This is a genomic window from Acidobacteriota bacterium, assembly GCA_022562055.1.
Lineage (GTDB): Bacteria > Actinomycetota > Acidimicrobiia > Spongiisociales > UBA5794 > BMS3BBIN02.
In genome coordinates this window covers 28,892-45,197 of record JADFQA010000004.1, presented here as the reverse complement: position 1 = coordinate 45,197, position 16,306 = coordinate 28,892, and the positions used below count along the sequence as shown (strand labels likewise).

Here is a 16,306-nt window from a genome sequence, read left to right as displayed (position 1 = left end):
GCAGCCTCGCTAGACCGGGACTATGCGTTCAGATGACTGCGCCGTCGCGGCGAGTTCATCCACCGGTCCAACGCGCAACGAGATCGTTGTCGATGTCGAAGACGTCAAGAACTCGTCCGACCGTGTGATCGATGATCTCCGCGACCGTCGTTGGACGGTGATACAGCGCCGGAACGGGCGGCATAACAACAGCACCCATTTCAAGGGCGCGTACGAAGAGCTGTGCATGCCCGAGATGCAGTGGCGTCTCGCGGGGAAGCAGTACCAACCGACGGCGCTCCTTCAGTGTCACATCCGCCGCCCGGATGAGGAGATTGTCGCTGAAGGAATTCACGATGCCCGAAAGGGTCTTCATGGAGCAGGGGGCGACAACCATTCCCATCGTCCGGAAGGATCCCGACGAGAGCGGGGCAGCCAGATCGTCCACGTCGTGAACCTGATCGGCGAGCGCCTCAACCTCGCGAAGCGTGAGATCGGTCTCGAGTTCGAGCGTGCGCAATGCGCCGCCGCTCACGACAAGATGGGTCTCGATGTCCTTGCGGTCGGCAAGCGCCTCAAGGAGTCTGACGCCGTACACGACACCACTGGCACCGGATATCCCGACAACAAGACGATCCACTGTTACCACAACGAACTCCTCGCACAACGAGATAGAGGTACGCTCAAGACCCAACATACTCAGAATTGAAAGGGAACGTCACATGTCCGAACTCCGCCTCAAGGTTCTGGACTACTTGGCGAACCACAACGTGATGACGTTGGCCACCAACGGACCCAGCGGACCCTGGGCCGCAGCCGTGTTCTATGTGAACGCCGGGTTCACCCTCACATTTCTGTCCTCCCCCCGGAGTCGCCACGCCGAGGATCTGTCCACTGATCCCCGGTGCGCAGCGGCCATCCATGAGGACTACAACAACTGGACGGAGATCAAGGGCATCCAGATCGAGGGTCGGGTCAGGGTTCTTTCAGGCTCAGAACGGATCGGGGCAGCAAGGCGGTATGCGGAGAAATTTCCCGTGACTGGACCAGATCAGGCTCCGGCGCTGATCAGGGTCGCACTGAAACGAGTGACCTGGTACGAGCTTGTGCCCGAACACTGTCACTTCGTCGACAACGAACTCGGTTTCGGACACCGGGACGAGATCCCTCTCCCCTGAGGACGGACCATCGCCGAAACGGCGCACCCTCAGCTCGAGGTCAGGCAAGCTTCTCAAGGGCACGTTTCACGAATACAGGGATCATGCGCTTCCGATAGCGTGAGGTGAGGTCGGTGTTGTTGAGGGGTCTGGCGAGTTTTCTCGCGGCTTCGGCCGCCTCAGCGATCGAGTCGGAGTCGTATGTCCGTCCGATCAGGGCCTGCTCGGCGGTCGGGACCCGCAGGGGAGCAGAGGCGACCGCGCCGAGGACGATGCGCGCCTCAGTACATGTGCCGGTAGCGTCGAGCCGGACCGCAGCTGCGACTCCCAGGATGGGGAAGTCGATGCTTGCCCGACGTCGCAGCTTCTGATAGGTGGCTCGGAGATCGGTGTGGACTCCGATAGTGATCTCGGTGAGGATCTCGTTCGGGGCCTTCGCGAGGTACGCTATGCCGTCGTTCCGATACAGCTCCTCCACGGGAATTGAGCGCTGCCCCTCGCTATTGATGAGCTGCACCTCGGCACCTAATACGATCATGACCGGAGCGAGGTCGGAGCTGCTCACAGCCCAGCAGTCCTTCTTCGCCGGAGCAACCCAGCACATCTCCCCACCGGCCTTGAGACATGGTTCGGCCGCTTGGCGCCACGTTTCGGGGACGTTGAGCCAGTCGCAACGCGTGTCGACGCAGAGGTTTCCGCCAACGGTGCCCTGATTACGGATCTGCGGCGAAGCCACCGCCCCGGCCGCTTCCCGAAGCGCTGCCGGAATTCGCGTGTCCAGCACAATTTCGGCGAGCGTCACCAGCGCGCCGATCCGGATGGTCCCATCAACATCGACCCTTACTCCCGCCAGGTCGGGGATACGACGAAGAGAGACAATGGATCGAGCGTCTGGGTATTGGCGTCGCTTGAGATTCGGAACAAGGTCGCTGCCGCCGGCGGCGAGCAGCGCGCCGTCCTCGGCAAGCAGCGCAACCGCCTCCTCGATTGTTAATGGCGCCTCGTGGCGAAGGGGTGGGAGTCGTAGCATCAGACGGTCACCATCTCCGGTGGTGGGTCGACGTGCAGCGGCGAGCGGAACGTGTAGTCGGGAAGGCCTGTCGGGCCGTGACGGCCTTCCCCTCCGCGCTTGAGGTCGTCGAGCGCGGCGAGAATCTTGTCGGGCCGAAGCGGAATCTCGTCCACGCGGATGCCGAGGGCGTCGTGGACGGCGTTCACCACCGCAGGGATGACCGGCAGGAGCGGACCCTGGCCGACCTCCTTTGCACCGAACGGACCCTCGGAATCAATCGATTCAACAATGATGGACTCGACGCGGGGCATTTCGAGAACGGTGGGGATCTTGTAGTCCAGAAGTGAAGGGCCGTAATGCAACGCTCCCCGGAAGGCCTGCTCCTCCATCAGGACCTCCCCGAGCGCCATGTGCACGCTGCCTTCGATCTGGCCCCGCACGAGCAGCGGGTTGATGGCTCGACCGACGTCGTGGGCGAGCCACACGTTCTCGACCGCTAGGTGCCCGGTCTCCGGATCACACTCGACTTCGACAACACATGCCGAGTACGAGTACGCGGGCGAGGGGCCGACGCCGGCGCCTCGATAGTCCCCCATGATGTCCTTCGGCGGTTTGTATGTGCCTGTCGTCACGAGAAGACCCCGCTTTGCCTCGGCGATGCGGACGGCCTCCGGCCACGGGATCTCGCGATCGCCTGCGCGCACAACCCCCTTGCCGATCGAAACCACATCCGGGTCGAGATCGAGTTCGTCCGCAACAGCGGTGAGTACGAGGTCGGTGAGCTTCAGGGCAGCGTCGAGGGCTGCGTTGCCCGCCATGAACGTCACCCGACTGGAGTACGAACCGAGGTCGACGGGGGTGAGATCTGTGTCCGCGGTAACGAGGGCCAGCTCTGCGGGGTCGAGTCCGAGTGCCTCGCCGACGACGGTCGCGAGCATGGTCGTTGACCCCTGTCCGCAGTCGGCTGCCATCGAGTAGACGGTCACACCTCCGCCACGGTCGACCTTGAGCATCACCTCGGACTGAGGCATGTCGTTGAAGTAGATGGGCAGACCCGCGCCGGACATGTACGCCCCGATCGCGAATCCGACCCCGCGTCCCGCGGAGAGCTTGCGGCGCCGGTCCAGGTACCCGGACGAATTCACCACTCGGTCGATGCACTCATCGAGTCCACAGCTCGTGATCCGGAGATGGTTCACCGTGGTGCTGTGCGGCTTAACGAGGTTTCGTTTTCGTAGTGTCACGGGGTCAATGCCGAGCTCGTCGGCGGCCTTGTCGAGGTGCACTTCGAGGCCGAAGCGGGGCTGGGGTGTGCCATGGCCTCGTTTTGGCCCGCAGGCCGGCTTGTTGGTGAACACTCGCACTCCCTCGAATCGGTAGGCCGGTATGGAGTAGGTGACCGTCTGTAGTTGTCCGGTGTAGAGCAGCGAAGCCGCCCCGTAACTGCCATAGGCGCCACCGTCGAGGAACGTTTTGAACGACATCGCGGTGATCCGGCCATCGGCGGTGAAGCCGGTCTTGACCCACATGAGTACCGGATGACGGCCGCGGTGCGCGTAGAAGACTTCCTCCCTAGTGAGCAGGAACTTCACAGGACGGCCGGTGACCAGGGCCATCTTTGCGGCGACAAGCTCATGGGAGAAGACGTCGGTCTTCCCCCCAAAACCGCCACCCGTGGGGGTAGCGGTTACCCGGATACGGTTCTCCGGCATCTCAAGAACCCGGGCAAGTATGCGGTGAAGGTAGTGGGGCACCTGGGTCGCGGAAAAAACGTGGAGGCGCCCATCGTCCCCCACGACACCGAGCGCTCCGTGCGTTTCGAGGGCGGCGTGGTTGTTTCCCTGGTAGAAGAACACATCCTCGCGCAGGTGGTCAGCGGCTTCGAAGCCAGCGTCGACATCACCGAATTCAAGCGTCACCTCGCGGTCGCGATTGTTGCGGGGTCCGTCACCGTGGATGGGTTCGTCTGTGATCTCGACAGCTTGCGCGATCGTGCTGACGACCTCAAGCGGCTCGTACATGACCTTGATGAGCTCTATGGCCTGTTGCGCGGTGTCTGGATCTTCGGCCGCGACTGCGGCCACAGGGTCGCCCACGTATCTGACCTTATCGATTGCAAGAGCGTGCTCATCCTGGCTCACGGGGAGAAGTCCGAAGGCCACGGGAAGATCCGCACCGGTGAGAACCCCGTGGACACCGGGAAGCGCCTCGGCTGCGGATGTGTCGACAGTGAGAATCCTGGCGTGCGCCTGAATGGAGTGAAGGATCTTGCCGTGGAGCATCTCTGGATACGAGAGGTCGTCAATGTATTTCAACGCGCCGGTTGCCTGCGCCAGCGCGTCGACACGGGGAGCGGCCCGTCCGACGATTCCAAGATGCGGATCGACTCTCACTGATTCTCCTCAACGACGGCGGCAATCGCTCTGACGATGGACACGTACCCGGTACATCGACACATGTTGCCGGCGATTGCCTCTGCGATCGTCTGCTCGGAGGGGCTGGGGTCGCGGTCGAGCAGCGCCTTGGCGGTGAGAATCATCGCGGGCGTGCAGTAACCGCACTGTGTCGCACCGTGTTCGCCGAAAGAGGTTTGGAGAGGGTGCGGCCGGGAGATTGATCCGATTCCTTCGATAGTGACGATCTCGGCATCGGTTGCGTCGACGGTCAGCGTGAGGCAGGAGAGGATCGGTACGCCGTTGATGAGAACCGTGCAGGCGCCACACTCCCCCAGCTCGCAGCCGTGTTTGGTTCCGGTGAGGCGAAGGTCTTCGCGGATGGTCTCGAGCAGCGTGCGATGGGGAGCCACGAAGAGGTGGCGGTCCGTGCCGTTCACCGTCAGTATCACCGGTTCCATCATCTCTCCGCATGTGGGCTACTTATCGTAGCGCAGTGGTTCGACTGCTCCTCCGCTGAATCTCCGACCTCCCGGCTATCACCATACGCCGACGGAACCCCTTCCCCAGGGCGCCGACGCGGAAGCGAGGAAGGCGGTAGCGGTCGGTGTTTGCGGTGCGTGACAGAAGTGTCAAGGGACTCGGCACGCCGACTACGTCATCTATTCGCGTTCGGTGCGGCGCGAATATTTCAGGTAGTGCCGGGAATCTGTACGTACTCGAACTCGACCGGCTTTCCGCCGACGCCCTTCTGGGGTGGGGCGATCCACGAGGCGAACTCGCCCGGTGTCGTCACCTGCTGCATGAGCTTCTCGATAAACGTCTTGTCGTCTTCGACCGGAAGGTATGAAGCGCGTTGCGAATCCCACGTTGCGGCGTCAAGGCACTCGCCCTTGGGGGTCACATTGAGGCCGGCGAAATCTCCGACCTGACGGTGGAAGGCGACGTGGGGGAGGCTCAGCTCGAAGTCGATGCCGGCTTCCGAGATGTAGCGGTTCCATCTCCTCAGACCACCCGCGCAGTCCTCGATGTAGTCGTCCCGAAGCCTGGCGTTGAGCGCGTTGAGCGCGGGCACTTCGACCGTGCGGAATTCGCCTTCGACGTGCTTAGTTACCGGGTAGGTGGATCCAACGAGTTGGTGGTCGTCGTCTATTGCCGTCTCGTGGTAACGGCCCTTTACCCCGGAGTGGAACGCGCCCGCAGCGTTCGTCGACTCCTCCGAACCGAAGAGGTCGAGCGTAAGGGAGAAGTGGAAATTGAGCTTACGCAGAATAAGTGGCAGGTCGATGACCCCGAGGGACCGAATACGATCCGTGTCGTATGGGTCATCGATGCCCGCATCTCGCATCGCCTCCACGGTTCGCTTCACGATGCGGCCGACGCCTGTGGCTCCCACGAACATATGATGGGCTTCTTCAGCAAGCATGAAGCGACAGGTACGCGAGAGCGGGTCGAAGCCGGACTGGGCAAGCGCCTCAAGCTGCATTTTCCCGTCGCGGTCGGTGAAATAGGTGAACAGGAAGAACGACAGCCAGTCTGGTGTCTCCTCGTTAAACGCTCCAAGCATCCTGGGACGGTCTGCGTCGCCGGAGCGGCGGCGCAGAAGCTCGTCGGCTTCTTCACGGCCATCCCGCCCGAAGTATCGCTGGAGCAGATAGACCATCGCCCACAGATGGCGACCCTCCTCGACGTTGACCTGGAAGAGATTGCGCATGTCGTAGAACGATGGGGCCGTACTACCGAGGAACCGCTGCTGCTCGACGGACGCTGGTTCGGTATCTCCCTGGATAACGATGAGGCGTCGAAGCATCGCCCGGTAGGCTCCCGGAACCTCCTGCCAAGCCGGTTCGCCCTTGTGCTCACCAAACGGAATTGTGCGTCCTTCCTCGGGAGGAGCGAGGAGGATTCCCCAGCGGTATTCCGGCATCTTCACATAGTCGAACTTGGCCCACCCGTCCTTCTCCACACTCACCGCCGTGCGTAACCACACCTCGGCTTCCTGGAACGGTGTATCGGCAATGAACCCCGTCGGTCCCATGTCGGACCACCACTCGAGGTACTTCGGATACCACTTCTCAAGCGCTTGCAGCAGCTTCTGGTCGTCGGCAAGCCCGACATTGTTCGGTATGAGCGTCGAGTAGTCGACACTGTCGGTAGCCATTGTTGGATCTCTCCCTCAGGTTCGTTGGCGGCTGAAATCGGGCCGGAGTCCTGTCCCATAGCGCTGTAGGGCTCCGTCTGGTCCCGAAGCGTTCGGTCGCGTGAATATCCAGTTCTGCCAGGCGGTGAGCCGACCGAAGATCTTCGTCTCGAAAGTCTCGGGTCCGGGGAATCGGAGGTTCGCCTCCATGCCGGTAAGGGCGTCTGGTGAGAACGACGCACGCTCCTCAAGGGTGATCCGCAACTCGTCATCCCAGTCGATTTTGTCGTAGGCGAACGTGACGAGTTCGGCGTCAAGAGCTTCCGCAGCGTTGAGATCCTTCCCCACCAGCGCCTCGGCCTGCTCTCGCGTTTCGTCCCTGCCCCAGAATCGAGTGGCGAGCCTGGTGAGGTGGTTGTTCATAGTGAGCGGACCAACATTCATTGCCGTGAGCCGGAGTATCGGTGCGGTCGTGTCGGAGCCATCGAAGGTACCCTCAAGCATGTAGCAGCGGTCGGCGGCGAAGGCAATCTCGGCGAGGGCGCCGACGAAACAGCTTCCCGGCTCAATGAGAGCGAACGTTGAGCGAGACGTTTCATCGAGCCGTCGCAGGGTCCGTTTCAAGTACAGAATGATCTCTCGTACCGCCCAGTGGTCGGCGTGTTTCACAAGAAAGGCGTCGTGCGCAGCAACAAGCTCCGTATCTCCTTCGGTCTTGAGTAGCCAAGTGCCGATCTCCCTCTCGTTGGTTCGTAGGTGCAGGATCGCGTCGTCAAGAGCACGGACCATCGCCAGAGGCCAGAACGCCGCTCCGAGGGTAACGGCTCCGTCTGGATCGGTAGGCGGCACCTCGCCGGGGCCGGCGATAACCAGCGTCGCGACGCCCGCCGCACGATCCAGTTCGATTCGGAGGTGGGGGTAGGTGATAGTGGTTTCGGACACTTCCCGCGCCAGGGGCGTCAGCTCGATTCCGGGACCGTGCGACGGGCGGTCGCTCGTGGCGGCCATCTCTGCCAGACGTTCATCGACGAGTTCGGCGAATCGTGAGGTTGGAACAACCTCGTCGACAAGGCGCCACTCCACGGCACGCTGGCCCTTGACCCCTTCCTCAACGGTGCAGAACACATCGGCAAGATCACGGCGGACATGCCGCTTGTCGACCATCCGGGTGAGTCCACCGGTACCGGGAAGTACCGCGAGTAGCGGAACCTCTGGAAGAGCGACAGAGGCCGTGGCGTCATCTACAAGAATGATGTAGTCCGTTGCGAGGGCCAACTCGTACCCCCCTCCGGCGGCGTTCCCTCTTAGAGCGGCAACATAGCGTTGGCCCGAGTGGTCGCTGGCATCCTCGATGCCGTTGCGAGTCTCGTTCGTGAACTTGCAGAAGTTCACCTTCTCAGGATGTGTGGAGCTGCCGAGCATCCGAATGTTCGCCCCTGCACAAAAGATGCGCTCCTTGAGCGATTCGATCACGACGGCCTTCACCTCGGGGTGCTCGAATCGGAGCCGCTGTACGGCGTCGTAGAGCTCGATATCCACGCCGAGGTCGTAGGAATTCATCTTCAGTTCCCAAGGGCCGAGTCCCCCTGCTTCGTCGACATCCATGCCGAGACGGGCGACCTCCCCCTGCACGGTCAGCTTCCAGTGCCTGTAGCGATCCGGATGGGTACGGAAGTCCACGTTCATCTCGTGATGCTACCACCGGAGAATTTCGGCTCGATCAGGCCGGCGAAGCAAGCTCGTCGGACCGCGCCCGGGGAGGGTTGCTATGGTGGCGAACAGAATCCCACAATGATGGGCATACGGGAAACGGGGATGTGATGGACCACAACGTGACCGTGGCTGCGGAGGAACTGACCTTCGCTCCCGTGTTCAACGTCGCCGTTCCCTTCATCGACCGGCACCTCGCGGAGGGTCGGGCAGGAAACGTCGCCATTCGGACGAGCAACGGCGACGAGGTCACCTACGGGGAGCTCGCGGACCGTGTGAACCGGGCTGGGAACGCCCTCCAGGGTCTGGGTCTCAGAAGCGGTGACCGAGTGCTCATGGTGGTCAAGGACGACCCCGTCTTCTACTACTTGTTTTGGGGTGCCATCAAGGCGGGGTTCATCCCCGTTCCCCTCAATACGCTTCTGCGGGCAAAGGACTACCAGTTCGTCATCGCGGACTCGCAGGCTGCCGCGTTCGTATGGTCTCCGGAGTACGACGAGGCCGTGGTGCCCGCCCTGGAGGGCATCACCCCGGGCCCCGCACACCGTATCCACACCGAGGGGGAAGGAACCACGGTCCGCTCCCTCATGGAGGCGGCCTCACCGACGCTCGAGGCTGTCGCCACATCGGCCCTTGACGACTGCTTCTGGCTCTATTCGTCCGGATCCACAGGCAACCCGAAGGGTGCGATCCACCGGCACCGTGACATGGTCGTCACATCCCAGCGATACGGCGTTGAGACCCTTGGCGCCGTGGAGGACGACATATTCTTCTCTGCCGCAAAGCTGTTCTTCGCATACGGCCTTGGTAATGGCATGACGTTCCCCCTGTGGGTGGGTGGCACGGCGATCCTATTCGATGGCCGTCCCACGCCTGAAACGACTTTTGACGTGATCAGACGATCGCAACCCACTCTGTATTTCGGAGTCCCAACACTCTACGCGGCTCAGTTGGCCGCGTACGACGAGCTCGCGCCGGACATGTCGTCCGTACGGCTGTGCGTCTCGGCGGGCGAGGCGCTACCACCTGATATTCTCCGGCGCTGGAAGGAGTACGCGGGGCTCGACATCATCGACGGCATCGGATCGACCGAGCTGCTTCACATCTTCATCTCAAACCTGCCTGGAGACATTCGGCCAGGCGCCACAGGTAAGCCCGTCCCTGGTTACGACGCTCGGATCGTCGATGACAATGGCAACGACGTTCCCGTCGGGGAAGCGGGGCGGCTGCTCAATCGCGGCGAATCGACGGCGAGGGCGTACTGGAACAACCCTGAGAAAACCTCGGTCACGATGCTCGCCGATGGTTGGCTGGACACCGGTGACACGTACATACGTGATGAGGACGGCTACTTCTACTACCAGGGTCGAAGTGACGACATGATGAAGGTGGGAGGGATCTGGACTTCCCCGTTCGAAATAGAGGCGAAACTCATGGAGCACCCCCTCGTTCTTGAAGCGGCAATCGTCGGCCGCGAGGACAATGCCGGTCTTGTAAAACCGGCCGCGTTCGTTGTCCTCGCCGATTCCTCGGCGGTCGGCGCGGACCTCGAGACGGAGCTACGGACTTTGTGCAAGGAAGGGCTTGCGCCATACAAGTACCCTCGCTGGATCGAGTTTGTCGACGACCTGCCGAAGACCGCGACCGGCAAGATCCAACGGTTCAAACTCCGCGCATAGCGAACTGTGAACCTGTCTCGGTTTGCACGATTCAAGGTCGGCGATGCAGACTGCTGCGATGGATGTCACCTTTTTCGACCGTGAGGTAGAGACGCTTCCACGGGAGCGACTGACCAAGCTTCAAGAGGCGAAGCTTGCCGCGGTGGTGACAGAGACCTACGGTAGCAACCGCTTCGTTACGGACAAGCTCGCTGCGGCGGGCGTATCGCCACAAGATGTTCGCACGCTCGAGGATCTCGCCGGTCTGCCGTTCACAACGAAGACCGAGCTGCTGGCGGCGCAGGACGAAGGATCGATGAGCACCAACTGCACATTCCCCGAGGCTGCCTACACGCGAATTCACCAGACGTCCGGCACCACAGGTTCGCCGTTGCGGGTCTTCGATACGCCCGAGAGCTGGGACTGGTGGGGTCGATGCTGGGGATTCGTGCTTGCCGGGGCAGGGCTGACGGCCGAGGACCGCCTGTTTGTGCCCTTCTCGTTCGGTCCGTTCATCGGGTTCTGGGCTGCTCTGGGAGGCGCAAAGGAGATCGGTGCCTTGATGATTCCCGGAGGGGGTCGCACCTCGGTGCAGCGGCTCCAGCTCATGGCAGACCATGGGATCACTGCGATGTGTTGCACCCCGACGTACGCACTACGACTAGTTGAAGTGGCGAGCGACGAAGGCTTCGACCTACGGTCAATCCCGATGCGGGTGACGGTGCACGCCGGGGAACCCGGTGCCAACGTACCCGCCACGAAAGCCCGCATCGAAAGCGCATGGGGGGCGAAGTGTTATGACCATGCGGGAGCCTCTGAGGTTGGCGCCCACAGCTTCGAGTGCCAGGCCCAACCAGAGGGAACCCACGCCATCGACAGCGAGTTCATCGTCGAAGTGGTCGACCCCGTTTCCGGGCGGCCGGTCTCGGCCGGCGATCAAGGCGAACTTGTCATCACAAACCTGGGTCGAATCGGTTTCCCTGTCATCAGATACCGCACCGGCGACATTGTTCGTATCAATGACACCCCGTGCGACTGCGGACGGACCTTCACTCGTTTCGAGGGAGGAGTCCTTGGGAGAGCCGACGACATGGTCGTGGTCCGTGGGGTCAACGTCTACCCTGCCGCGGTTGAGAACCTGGTGCGAAGCTGCAACGCGGTTAGCGAGTACCGTGTCACCGTTACGCGGGGTGACTCGATGGCGGAGATCCTCATCGAGGTCGAGTGCCGGGGAGATGAGAGCGGTGAGGACACCGTGTCTGCCGTGCGAACAGCATTCGAAACCTCGCTGGGGCTGCGGCCTGAGATCGTGATGGTGCAGCTGGGCACTCTTCCGCGCTTCGAGTTGAAAGCACGCCGGTTCTTCATTGCGTGATCACTCAGGCCGGCAACGTCGTGCTGTGTTTCACGAAGCCGGCGAGTAGTTGACTGCTCACGGTAGGCAGGACTTCAACGTTCACACACAGCACGCACGTTCGAAGCGGGAGTGTAACCCGTTCCGCCATCGATCTGACAACTTGCAAGGGCGCTTGCTATGGTCAAATACCCTGATAGTTGTTCACCTGGCAATTCCGGAGATACAGCGACTGCTACGAGACCCCACGGTCACGTCGACGAAATGATCATCACGACATGAGAGGGCATCGCCCAATGAAGAGATCCTGGCTTATCCGCTTAACCATGCTTCTGGCACTAGCGCTCGTATTCAGTGCATGCAGCACCACGGACGAATCGACCGACACAACAGCCGGTGCGGCGGAGACGACAACCACGACCGCGGCGAGCACCGAGCCCATCAAAATCGGTCTCCTCACCTCGCTGACGGCAACGTTCGCCCCATGGGGCGTGTCGGTTCGCGACGGTATGCGGCTTGCCGTGAAAGAGATCAACGAAGCCGGAGGTGTAGATGGGCGGCAGCTTGAGCTGCTCGAACGCGATGACCAGTCGAATCCTGAGGAGGGGGCGAGCGGCCTCGAACGGCTCATCGAAGATGGTGTCGTCGCAGTCGGCGGTGTGATCTCAAGCGACGTCGGTCTGTCGGCGGCTCGAATCGCCGAAGAGCTGTCTGTACCACTGTTCCTGGTCAAGGCCGGCTCCGACGCCATTCTCACGACGGACAGCCGGTACACGTTCCGGACCTGCCTTCCTGCCGCACCCATGATTGCCGGTCCGATTGCTCAGTATGTCCTCAGTACCGGGGTCACGAAAGTCGGCGCCATCGTGGCTGACTACGCATGGGGACAGGCGGTGAAGTCGGCCCTTGAGACCGAATTCGCCAATCTCGCGGGAGTGGAACTGCAGATCGAGGTAGCCCCGGTTCCTGAGAAGGACTTCGCGACCTACCTCCGAAAGCTCGACGATTTCGGAGCCGGTATCCTCGTTGCCACAGGCCATCCACCGGGAGGGGTGTCGATCACGAAGCAGTCAGACGACTTCGGGATGAACCTCGAGGTCACCGGTTCCTGGAACCCCTTGGGACTGATCGTGGGCGCGGTCGGGGAGCAAGCATTCGATCGATACGCCGACTTCGCCTGTGTCGACTATGACAGCGACGCGTATCAGGATCTCGCTCGCAGATACCTCGCATTCTCCGACAACGCGTTCATGGAGGATGACGCCGTAGCCGGCTTCGGCATAGTGCACGCTATCGCCGAGGCTGTCGGAGCTGTTGGCGACGACCCCGCAGCCGTGGCCGCGTACCTGCATGCCAACACGTTCGATATTCCCGGTTACTCGTTCCCGCTGAGTTGGACCGAATGGGGTGAGATTGCCGCCGCCCAGCCAACCTTCGTGGTGATCCGTGAGCAGGAACCGCCCGAAGGTGTCAACCCCGGAGCCAACTGGTATCCGGAACTCCTCATATTGTCGGATCCTCTCGAGCCATTCGTTCCATAATCAGTGGATGGCGATTCTCGAACTCGACGACATACATAAACGCTTCGGCGGCCTCCCGGCCGTCGACGGGGTAACTATGGGAGTCGACGATGGAGAGATTCTCGCCATTGTCGGTCCGAACGGCGCGGGGAAGAGCACGCTGCTCAAGTCGATCATCGGACTCCTGAAACTGACGAGTGGTGCGGTCAGGTTCGAGAATGTGGATATCACCGCGATGCCGACGTATCGGATTCGTCAATCCGGCATCGCAATGGTGCTGCAGACTCCGCGGGTGTTTCCGTCTCTCACCGTCCGTGAGAATGTGATGATCGGAGCCATGTTCGGCAAGAGGGCGGATCGATTGTCCGAATCAGAGGCTGACGACGAGGCTACCGCGATGCTCGATTTCGTTGGGCTGATGGACAAAGGCGACTCTGCGATCGACGAGTTGAATCTGCACGAGCAACGCTACGTCGACCTCGCGAGGGCGCTGGCAGGCCGACCGCGACTGCTCCTTCTTGATGAGGTGATGGCTGGTCTGAACGACACCGAGACCCGCTTGTCGATTGACATGGTGCGAAATGTGCGAGACCGCCTTGGTATGACCGTCATCTGGGTCGAACATGTGATGAAAGCGGTGATGGAACTCGCCGAGCGTATAGTCGTGCTCGATTTCGGGAAACTCCTGGCAGATGGGGATCCGGCGACGGTGATGCGCGACAGTGCGGTGATCGAGGCGTACCTTGGGAAGGAGGGGCTCCCGGATGCTTGAGGTGACGCACCTTTCGGCAGGGTACGACTCCAAAGTCGTGGTTGTTGACGTGTCGCTCAACGTCCGCGAAGGAGAGGTCGTCGCCATCATCGGCTCCAACGGCGCGGGAAAGACCACTTTTCTGAAGGCTGTGTGCGGTCTGCTCCCCGTATCTGCGGGGGAAGTGCGATATAACGGCCGGTCGATCGCCAACCTGCCCATCCACGAGATCGCACGCGCAGGCATCTCGTTTGTGCCCGCGGCGCGGCACCTCTTCCCGGAGATGAGCGTCGCCGAGAACCTCGCTCTCGGCGCGTACCCGGAAAGACCGGATCCCGCCCAGAAAGCGCTAGTGTTCGATCTCTTCCCCAGACTCGCCGAACGTCGTCGCCAGGCTGCGGGGACGATGAGTGGTGGCGAGCAGCAGATGCTCGCGGTCGGCCGAGCCTTGATGTCTCGCCCTCGACTGCTCATCCTCGATGAGCCCACAACAGGCCTTGCCCCCAAACTCGCTGCTCAGGCATACGAATCGCTCGCAGCCCTTCGCTCGCAGGGTCTGACGATTCTGGTGGCCGAACAGCAGGTTCCACTCGTGCTCAGCCTCGCCGATCGAGGATACGTGATCGAGAGTGGTGCGATACAGCTTGAGGGGCGGGCTGCCGAGCTGAAGGATAACCCGACCGTGCGACGCGCCTACCTGGGGGTCGTGTGACTGCGGTACTCCTCGACGGAATCGTGCTGGGTTTCCAGTTCGGCCTTCTCGGCGTTGGACTCACCGTGGTCTACGGCATAGGAGGCATCCTCAATATGGCCTACGGACAGATGGCGGTTGTCGCTGCCGTGGTCGTTTCGATCGCGATGAGGTCGGGGCTTGCCGCCGGCCCGGCCGCTCTGCTCGGAATCCTTGCCGCGGCAGGGATAGGGCTGGCGCTCAACCTCACCATCCTCCAACCGGTCTATCGACAACGAGGCGAGACCCGAGTACTTCTCAGCCTTCTTCTGACGATCGGAGTCGCTTTCATTATCGACGGACTGTTGGTCTGGCGTTTTCCGATCGAAGCCCTGGGATTGAGCATCGGAGGGAAGCCGGTTTTAATCCTTGGAGTGCCGATGCGCACGGGTAGCCTCCTGGCTTCTGCGATCACCATCCTGGCGGGTGGAGCTCTAGTCCTCTTCTTTCGAGCCACCACCACCGGTAAGGCGGTGCGATCGGTGATCCAGGACGAGGTGGGTGCCCAGCTGTGCGGGGTGAACCCCTCGGCCGTGCGCGCACTGATCTTCACGTTGAGTGGGGCCATTGCAGGCCTCGCTGCCGTCACACAGTCGATGACCAGTCCCGTGACCGTGAGCGCAGGATTCGAAATCACGATCCTGGCGCTGCTCGTCACTGTCGTCGGAGGCCTCGGAAGTGTGCGCGGCGCCTTCCTGGCGGGACTCATTCTGGGAATGGTCAACGCGATAAGTTCGTTCTACATCGGTTCGTACATCACGACGATCATTCTGTTGGCCGCTGCAGCTCTCACGATCCTGCTTCGTCCCTCCGGGCTCTTCGGGGAGCGAGCATGACCGCCGAAGACTTCGAGTCCGGGTCCGGAACCTCTGGCCTCCTGGGCGGAGGCCATGGAGATCGGCGGATATCAGATCTGGCCGGCTTCACGACCATCGCCGCCACTGGAATGGTGTTGGCCCTGGTGCCTATCTGGATCGGCGACTCACGCACACTCATGGGCGTCGCGGTTGCCGGGTTGCTCTTTGCTTGTTACGCCGTAGCGTTCAACCTGATCTTCGGCAGTACGGGGCAGCTCTTTCTGGCAGTCGGGGCGCTTGCCGGGGTCGGGGCCTATGCCTCAGCTATCACCAGTGATCGTCTGGGCGTACCGTTCCCCCTGGCAATGCTGCTCGCCACCGGATTGGCGATGCTCATCGGCGGTGTATTCAGCTGGATCGCGGTCCGTCGGTCGCTCGGCATCATCTTCACCGGAATCGTCACGCTGACATTTTCACTAGCGTTCGACAATCTCCTTCTCGGCCAGCGGGGAATCACAGGTGGAGAAACAGGGTTTGTGGTCGAGGCCGGCTCTGACACGTTTCTTCGTCGGCAGATACCTCCCTACTACGTGTTCCTCGGTCTCGTGCTCGTGTATCTCATTGGTTACTTTCTAATCCACCGTTCGCATATCGGCTGGGCATTCCGAGCACTCCGGGACGACGAGGTCGCAGCAAAGTTAGCGGGTGTCGACGTCGCAAAATACCGGATATACGCAGGTTCGATCGGAGGTGGGATGCTCGGTTTCGCCGGAGCCTTGTGGGCCCATGTCGAAGGATTCATCAGCCCGGCGACGTTCACTTTCATACACGTCGACGTTCGCGTGCTCGTGATGGTGATGTTTGGAGGGATCGGGACGCTGATGGGTCCCGTGGTCGGGGCGGGATTCTTCGCGTACGTTGGTGAGGTGCTGGCATCGTTCAGTCAGCTCCGGCTCATCGCGGAAGGAGTGCTGCTCATCGTGCTGTTTCTCCTGTTCCCAGGAGGGGTCGTCCGCGCTCTGCGCTCCGGCATCAGCCGACTGCGCAGCAAACTGCGGAAATCGAAACCGTAGCCGTCGCGCTCATTTCCACGATCCGTCGGCTT

General features: G+C 61.6%; 14 protein-coding genes. 8 read left to right on the top strand and 6 right to left on the bottom strand.

Annotated features, from left to right (window positions below; translation table 11 throughout):
* Nucleotides 1-55 precede the first annotated feature (55 nt).
* A complete protein-coding gene (locus tag IIC71_02060) occupies nucleotides 56-619 on the bottom strand; it encodes a UbiX family flavin prenyltransferase (protein MCH7667980.1) in 564 nt (187 codons plus the stop codon).
* Between the two features lie 82 nt (nucleotides 620-701).
* Between IIC71_02060 and IIC71_02055 the strand changes: the two genes are divergently transcribed.
* A complete protein-coding gene (locus tag IIC71_02055) occupies nucleotides 702-1,157 on the top strand; it encodes a pyridoxamine 5'-phosphate oxidase family protein (protein ID MCH7667979.1) in 456 nt (151 codons plus the stop codon).
* A gap of 40 nt (nucleotides 1,158-1,197) precedes the next feature.
* Here the strand turns inward: IIC71_02055 and IIC71_02050 are convergent, their stop codons facing one another.
* The 5 genes from IIC71_02050 to IIC71_02030 form a co-directional block, all read right to left on the bottom strand.
* Nucleotides 1,198-2,166: an FAD binding domain-containing protein gene (locus tag IIC71_02050; GenBank protein ID MCH7667978.1), complete on the bottom strand. Its 969-nt coding sequence runs from the start codon at nucleotides 2,164-2,166 to the stop codon at nucleotides 1,198-1,200.
* Nucleotides 2,166-4,541: a molybdopterin-dependent oxidoreductase gene (locus IIC71_02045; GenBank protein MCH7667977.1), complete on the bottom strand. Its 2,376-nt coding sequence runs from the start codon at nucleotides 4,539-4,541 to the stop codon at nucleotides 2,166-2,168. The genes IIC71_02050 and IIC71_02045 overlap by 1 nt, the downstream gene beginning before the upstream one ends.
* A complete protein-coding gene (locus IIC71_02040) occupies nucleotides 4,538-5,005 on the bottom strand; it encodes a (2Fe-2S)-binding protein (GenBank protein ID MCH7667976.1) in 468 nt (155 codons plus the stop codon). Before IIC71_02040 ends, IIC71_02045 begins: the two co-directional genes overlap by 4 nt.
* 227 nt (nucleotides 5,006-5,232) lie before the next feature.
* Nucleotides 5,233-6,702 carry a benzoyl-CoA 2,3-epoxidase subunit BoxB gene (boxB, locus tag IIC71_02035; GenBank protein MCH7667975.1) on the bottom strand — a complete coding sequence of 490 codons (1,470 nt, stop codon included), beginning with the start codon at nucleotides 6,700-6,702 and terminating at the stop codon, nucleotides 5,233-5,235.
* Nucleotides 6,703-6,717: 15 nt separating this feature from the next.
* Entirely contained in the window at nucleotides 6,718-8,367 is a 1,650-nt protein-coding gene (locus IIC71_02030) for a benzoyl-CoA-dihydrodiol lyase (protein MCH7667974.1), read from the bottom strand.
* Nucleotides 8,368-8,501: 134 nt separating this feature from the next.
* Between IIC71_02030 and IIC71_02025 the strand changes: the two genes are divergently transcribed.
* The 7 genes from IIC71_02025 (at nucleotide 8,502) to IIC71_01995 (ending at nucleotide 16,274) form a co-directional block, all read left to right on the top strand.
* Nucleotides 8,502-10,070 (top strand): benzoate-CoA ligase family protein, encoded by a 1,569-nt coding sequence (locus tag IIC71_02025; protein MCH7667973.1) that lies wholly within the window; start codon nucleotides 8,502-8,504, stop codon nucleotides 10,068-10,070.
* Between the two features lie 58 nt (nucleotides 10,071-10,128).
* Entirely contained in the window at nucleotides 10,129-11,424 is a 1,296-nt protein-coding gene (locus tag IIC71_02020) for an AMP-binding protein (GenBank protein MCH7667972.1), read from the top strand.
* Between the two features lie 275 nt (nucleotides 11,425-11,699).
* Entirely contained in the window at nucleotides 11,700-12,944 is a 1,245-nt protein-coding gene (locus IIC71_02015; GenBank protein ID MCH7667971.1) for an ABC transporter substrate-binding protein, read from the top strand.
* Nucleotides 12,945-12,951: 7 nt separating this feature from the next.
* Nucleotides 12,952-13,695: an ABC transporter ATP-binding protein gene (locus tag IIC71_02010; GenBank protein MCH7667970.1), complete on the top strand. Its 744-nt coding sequence runs from the start codon at nucleotides 12,952-12,954 to the stop codon at nucleotides 13,693-13,695.
* Entirely contained in the window at nucleotides 13,688-14,386 is a 699-nt protein-coding gene (locus IIC71_02005; protein MCH7667969.1) for an ABC transporter ATP-binding protein, read from the top strand. Before IIC71_02010 ends, IIC71_02005 begins: the two co-directional genes overlap by 8 nt.
* Complete coding sequence (locus tag IIC71_02000) at nucleotides 14,383-15,240, top strand: branched-chain amino acid ABC transporter permease (protein ID MCH7667968.1); 858 nt, start codon at nucleotides 14,383-14,385, stop codon at nucleotides 15,238-15,240. The genes IIC71_02005 and IIC71_02000 overlap by 4 nt, the downstream gene beginning before the upstream one ends.
* The gene (locus IIC71_01995) at nucleotides 15,237-16,274 is read left to right on the top strand and encodes a branched-chain amino acid ABC transporter permease (protein ID MCH7667967.1); all 1,038 of its coding nucleotides are present in this window, start codon (nucleotides 15,237-15,239) and stop codon (nucleotides 16,272-16,274) included. Before IIC71_02000 ends, IIC71_01995 begins: the two co-directional genes overlap by 4 nt.
* The last annotated feature ends 32 nt before the right edge of the window (nucleotides 16,275-16,306 follow it).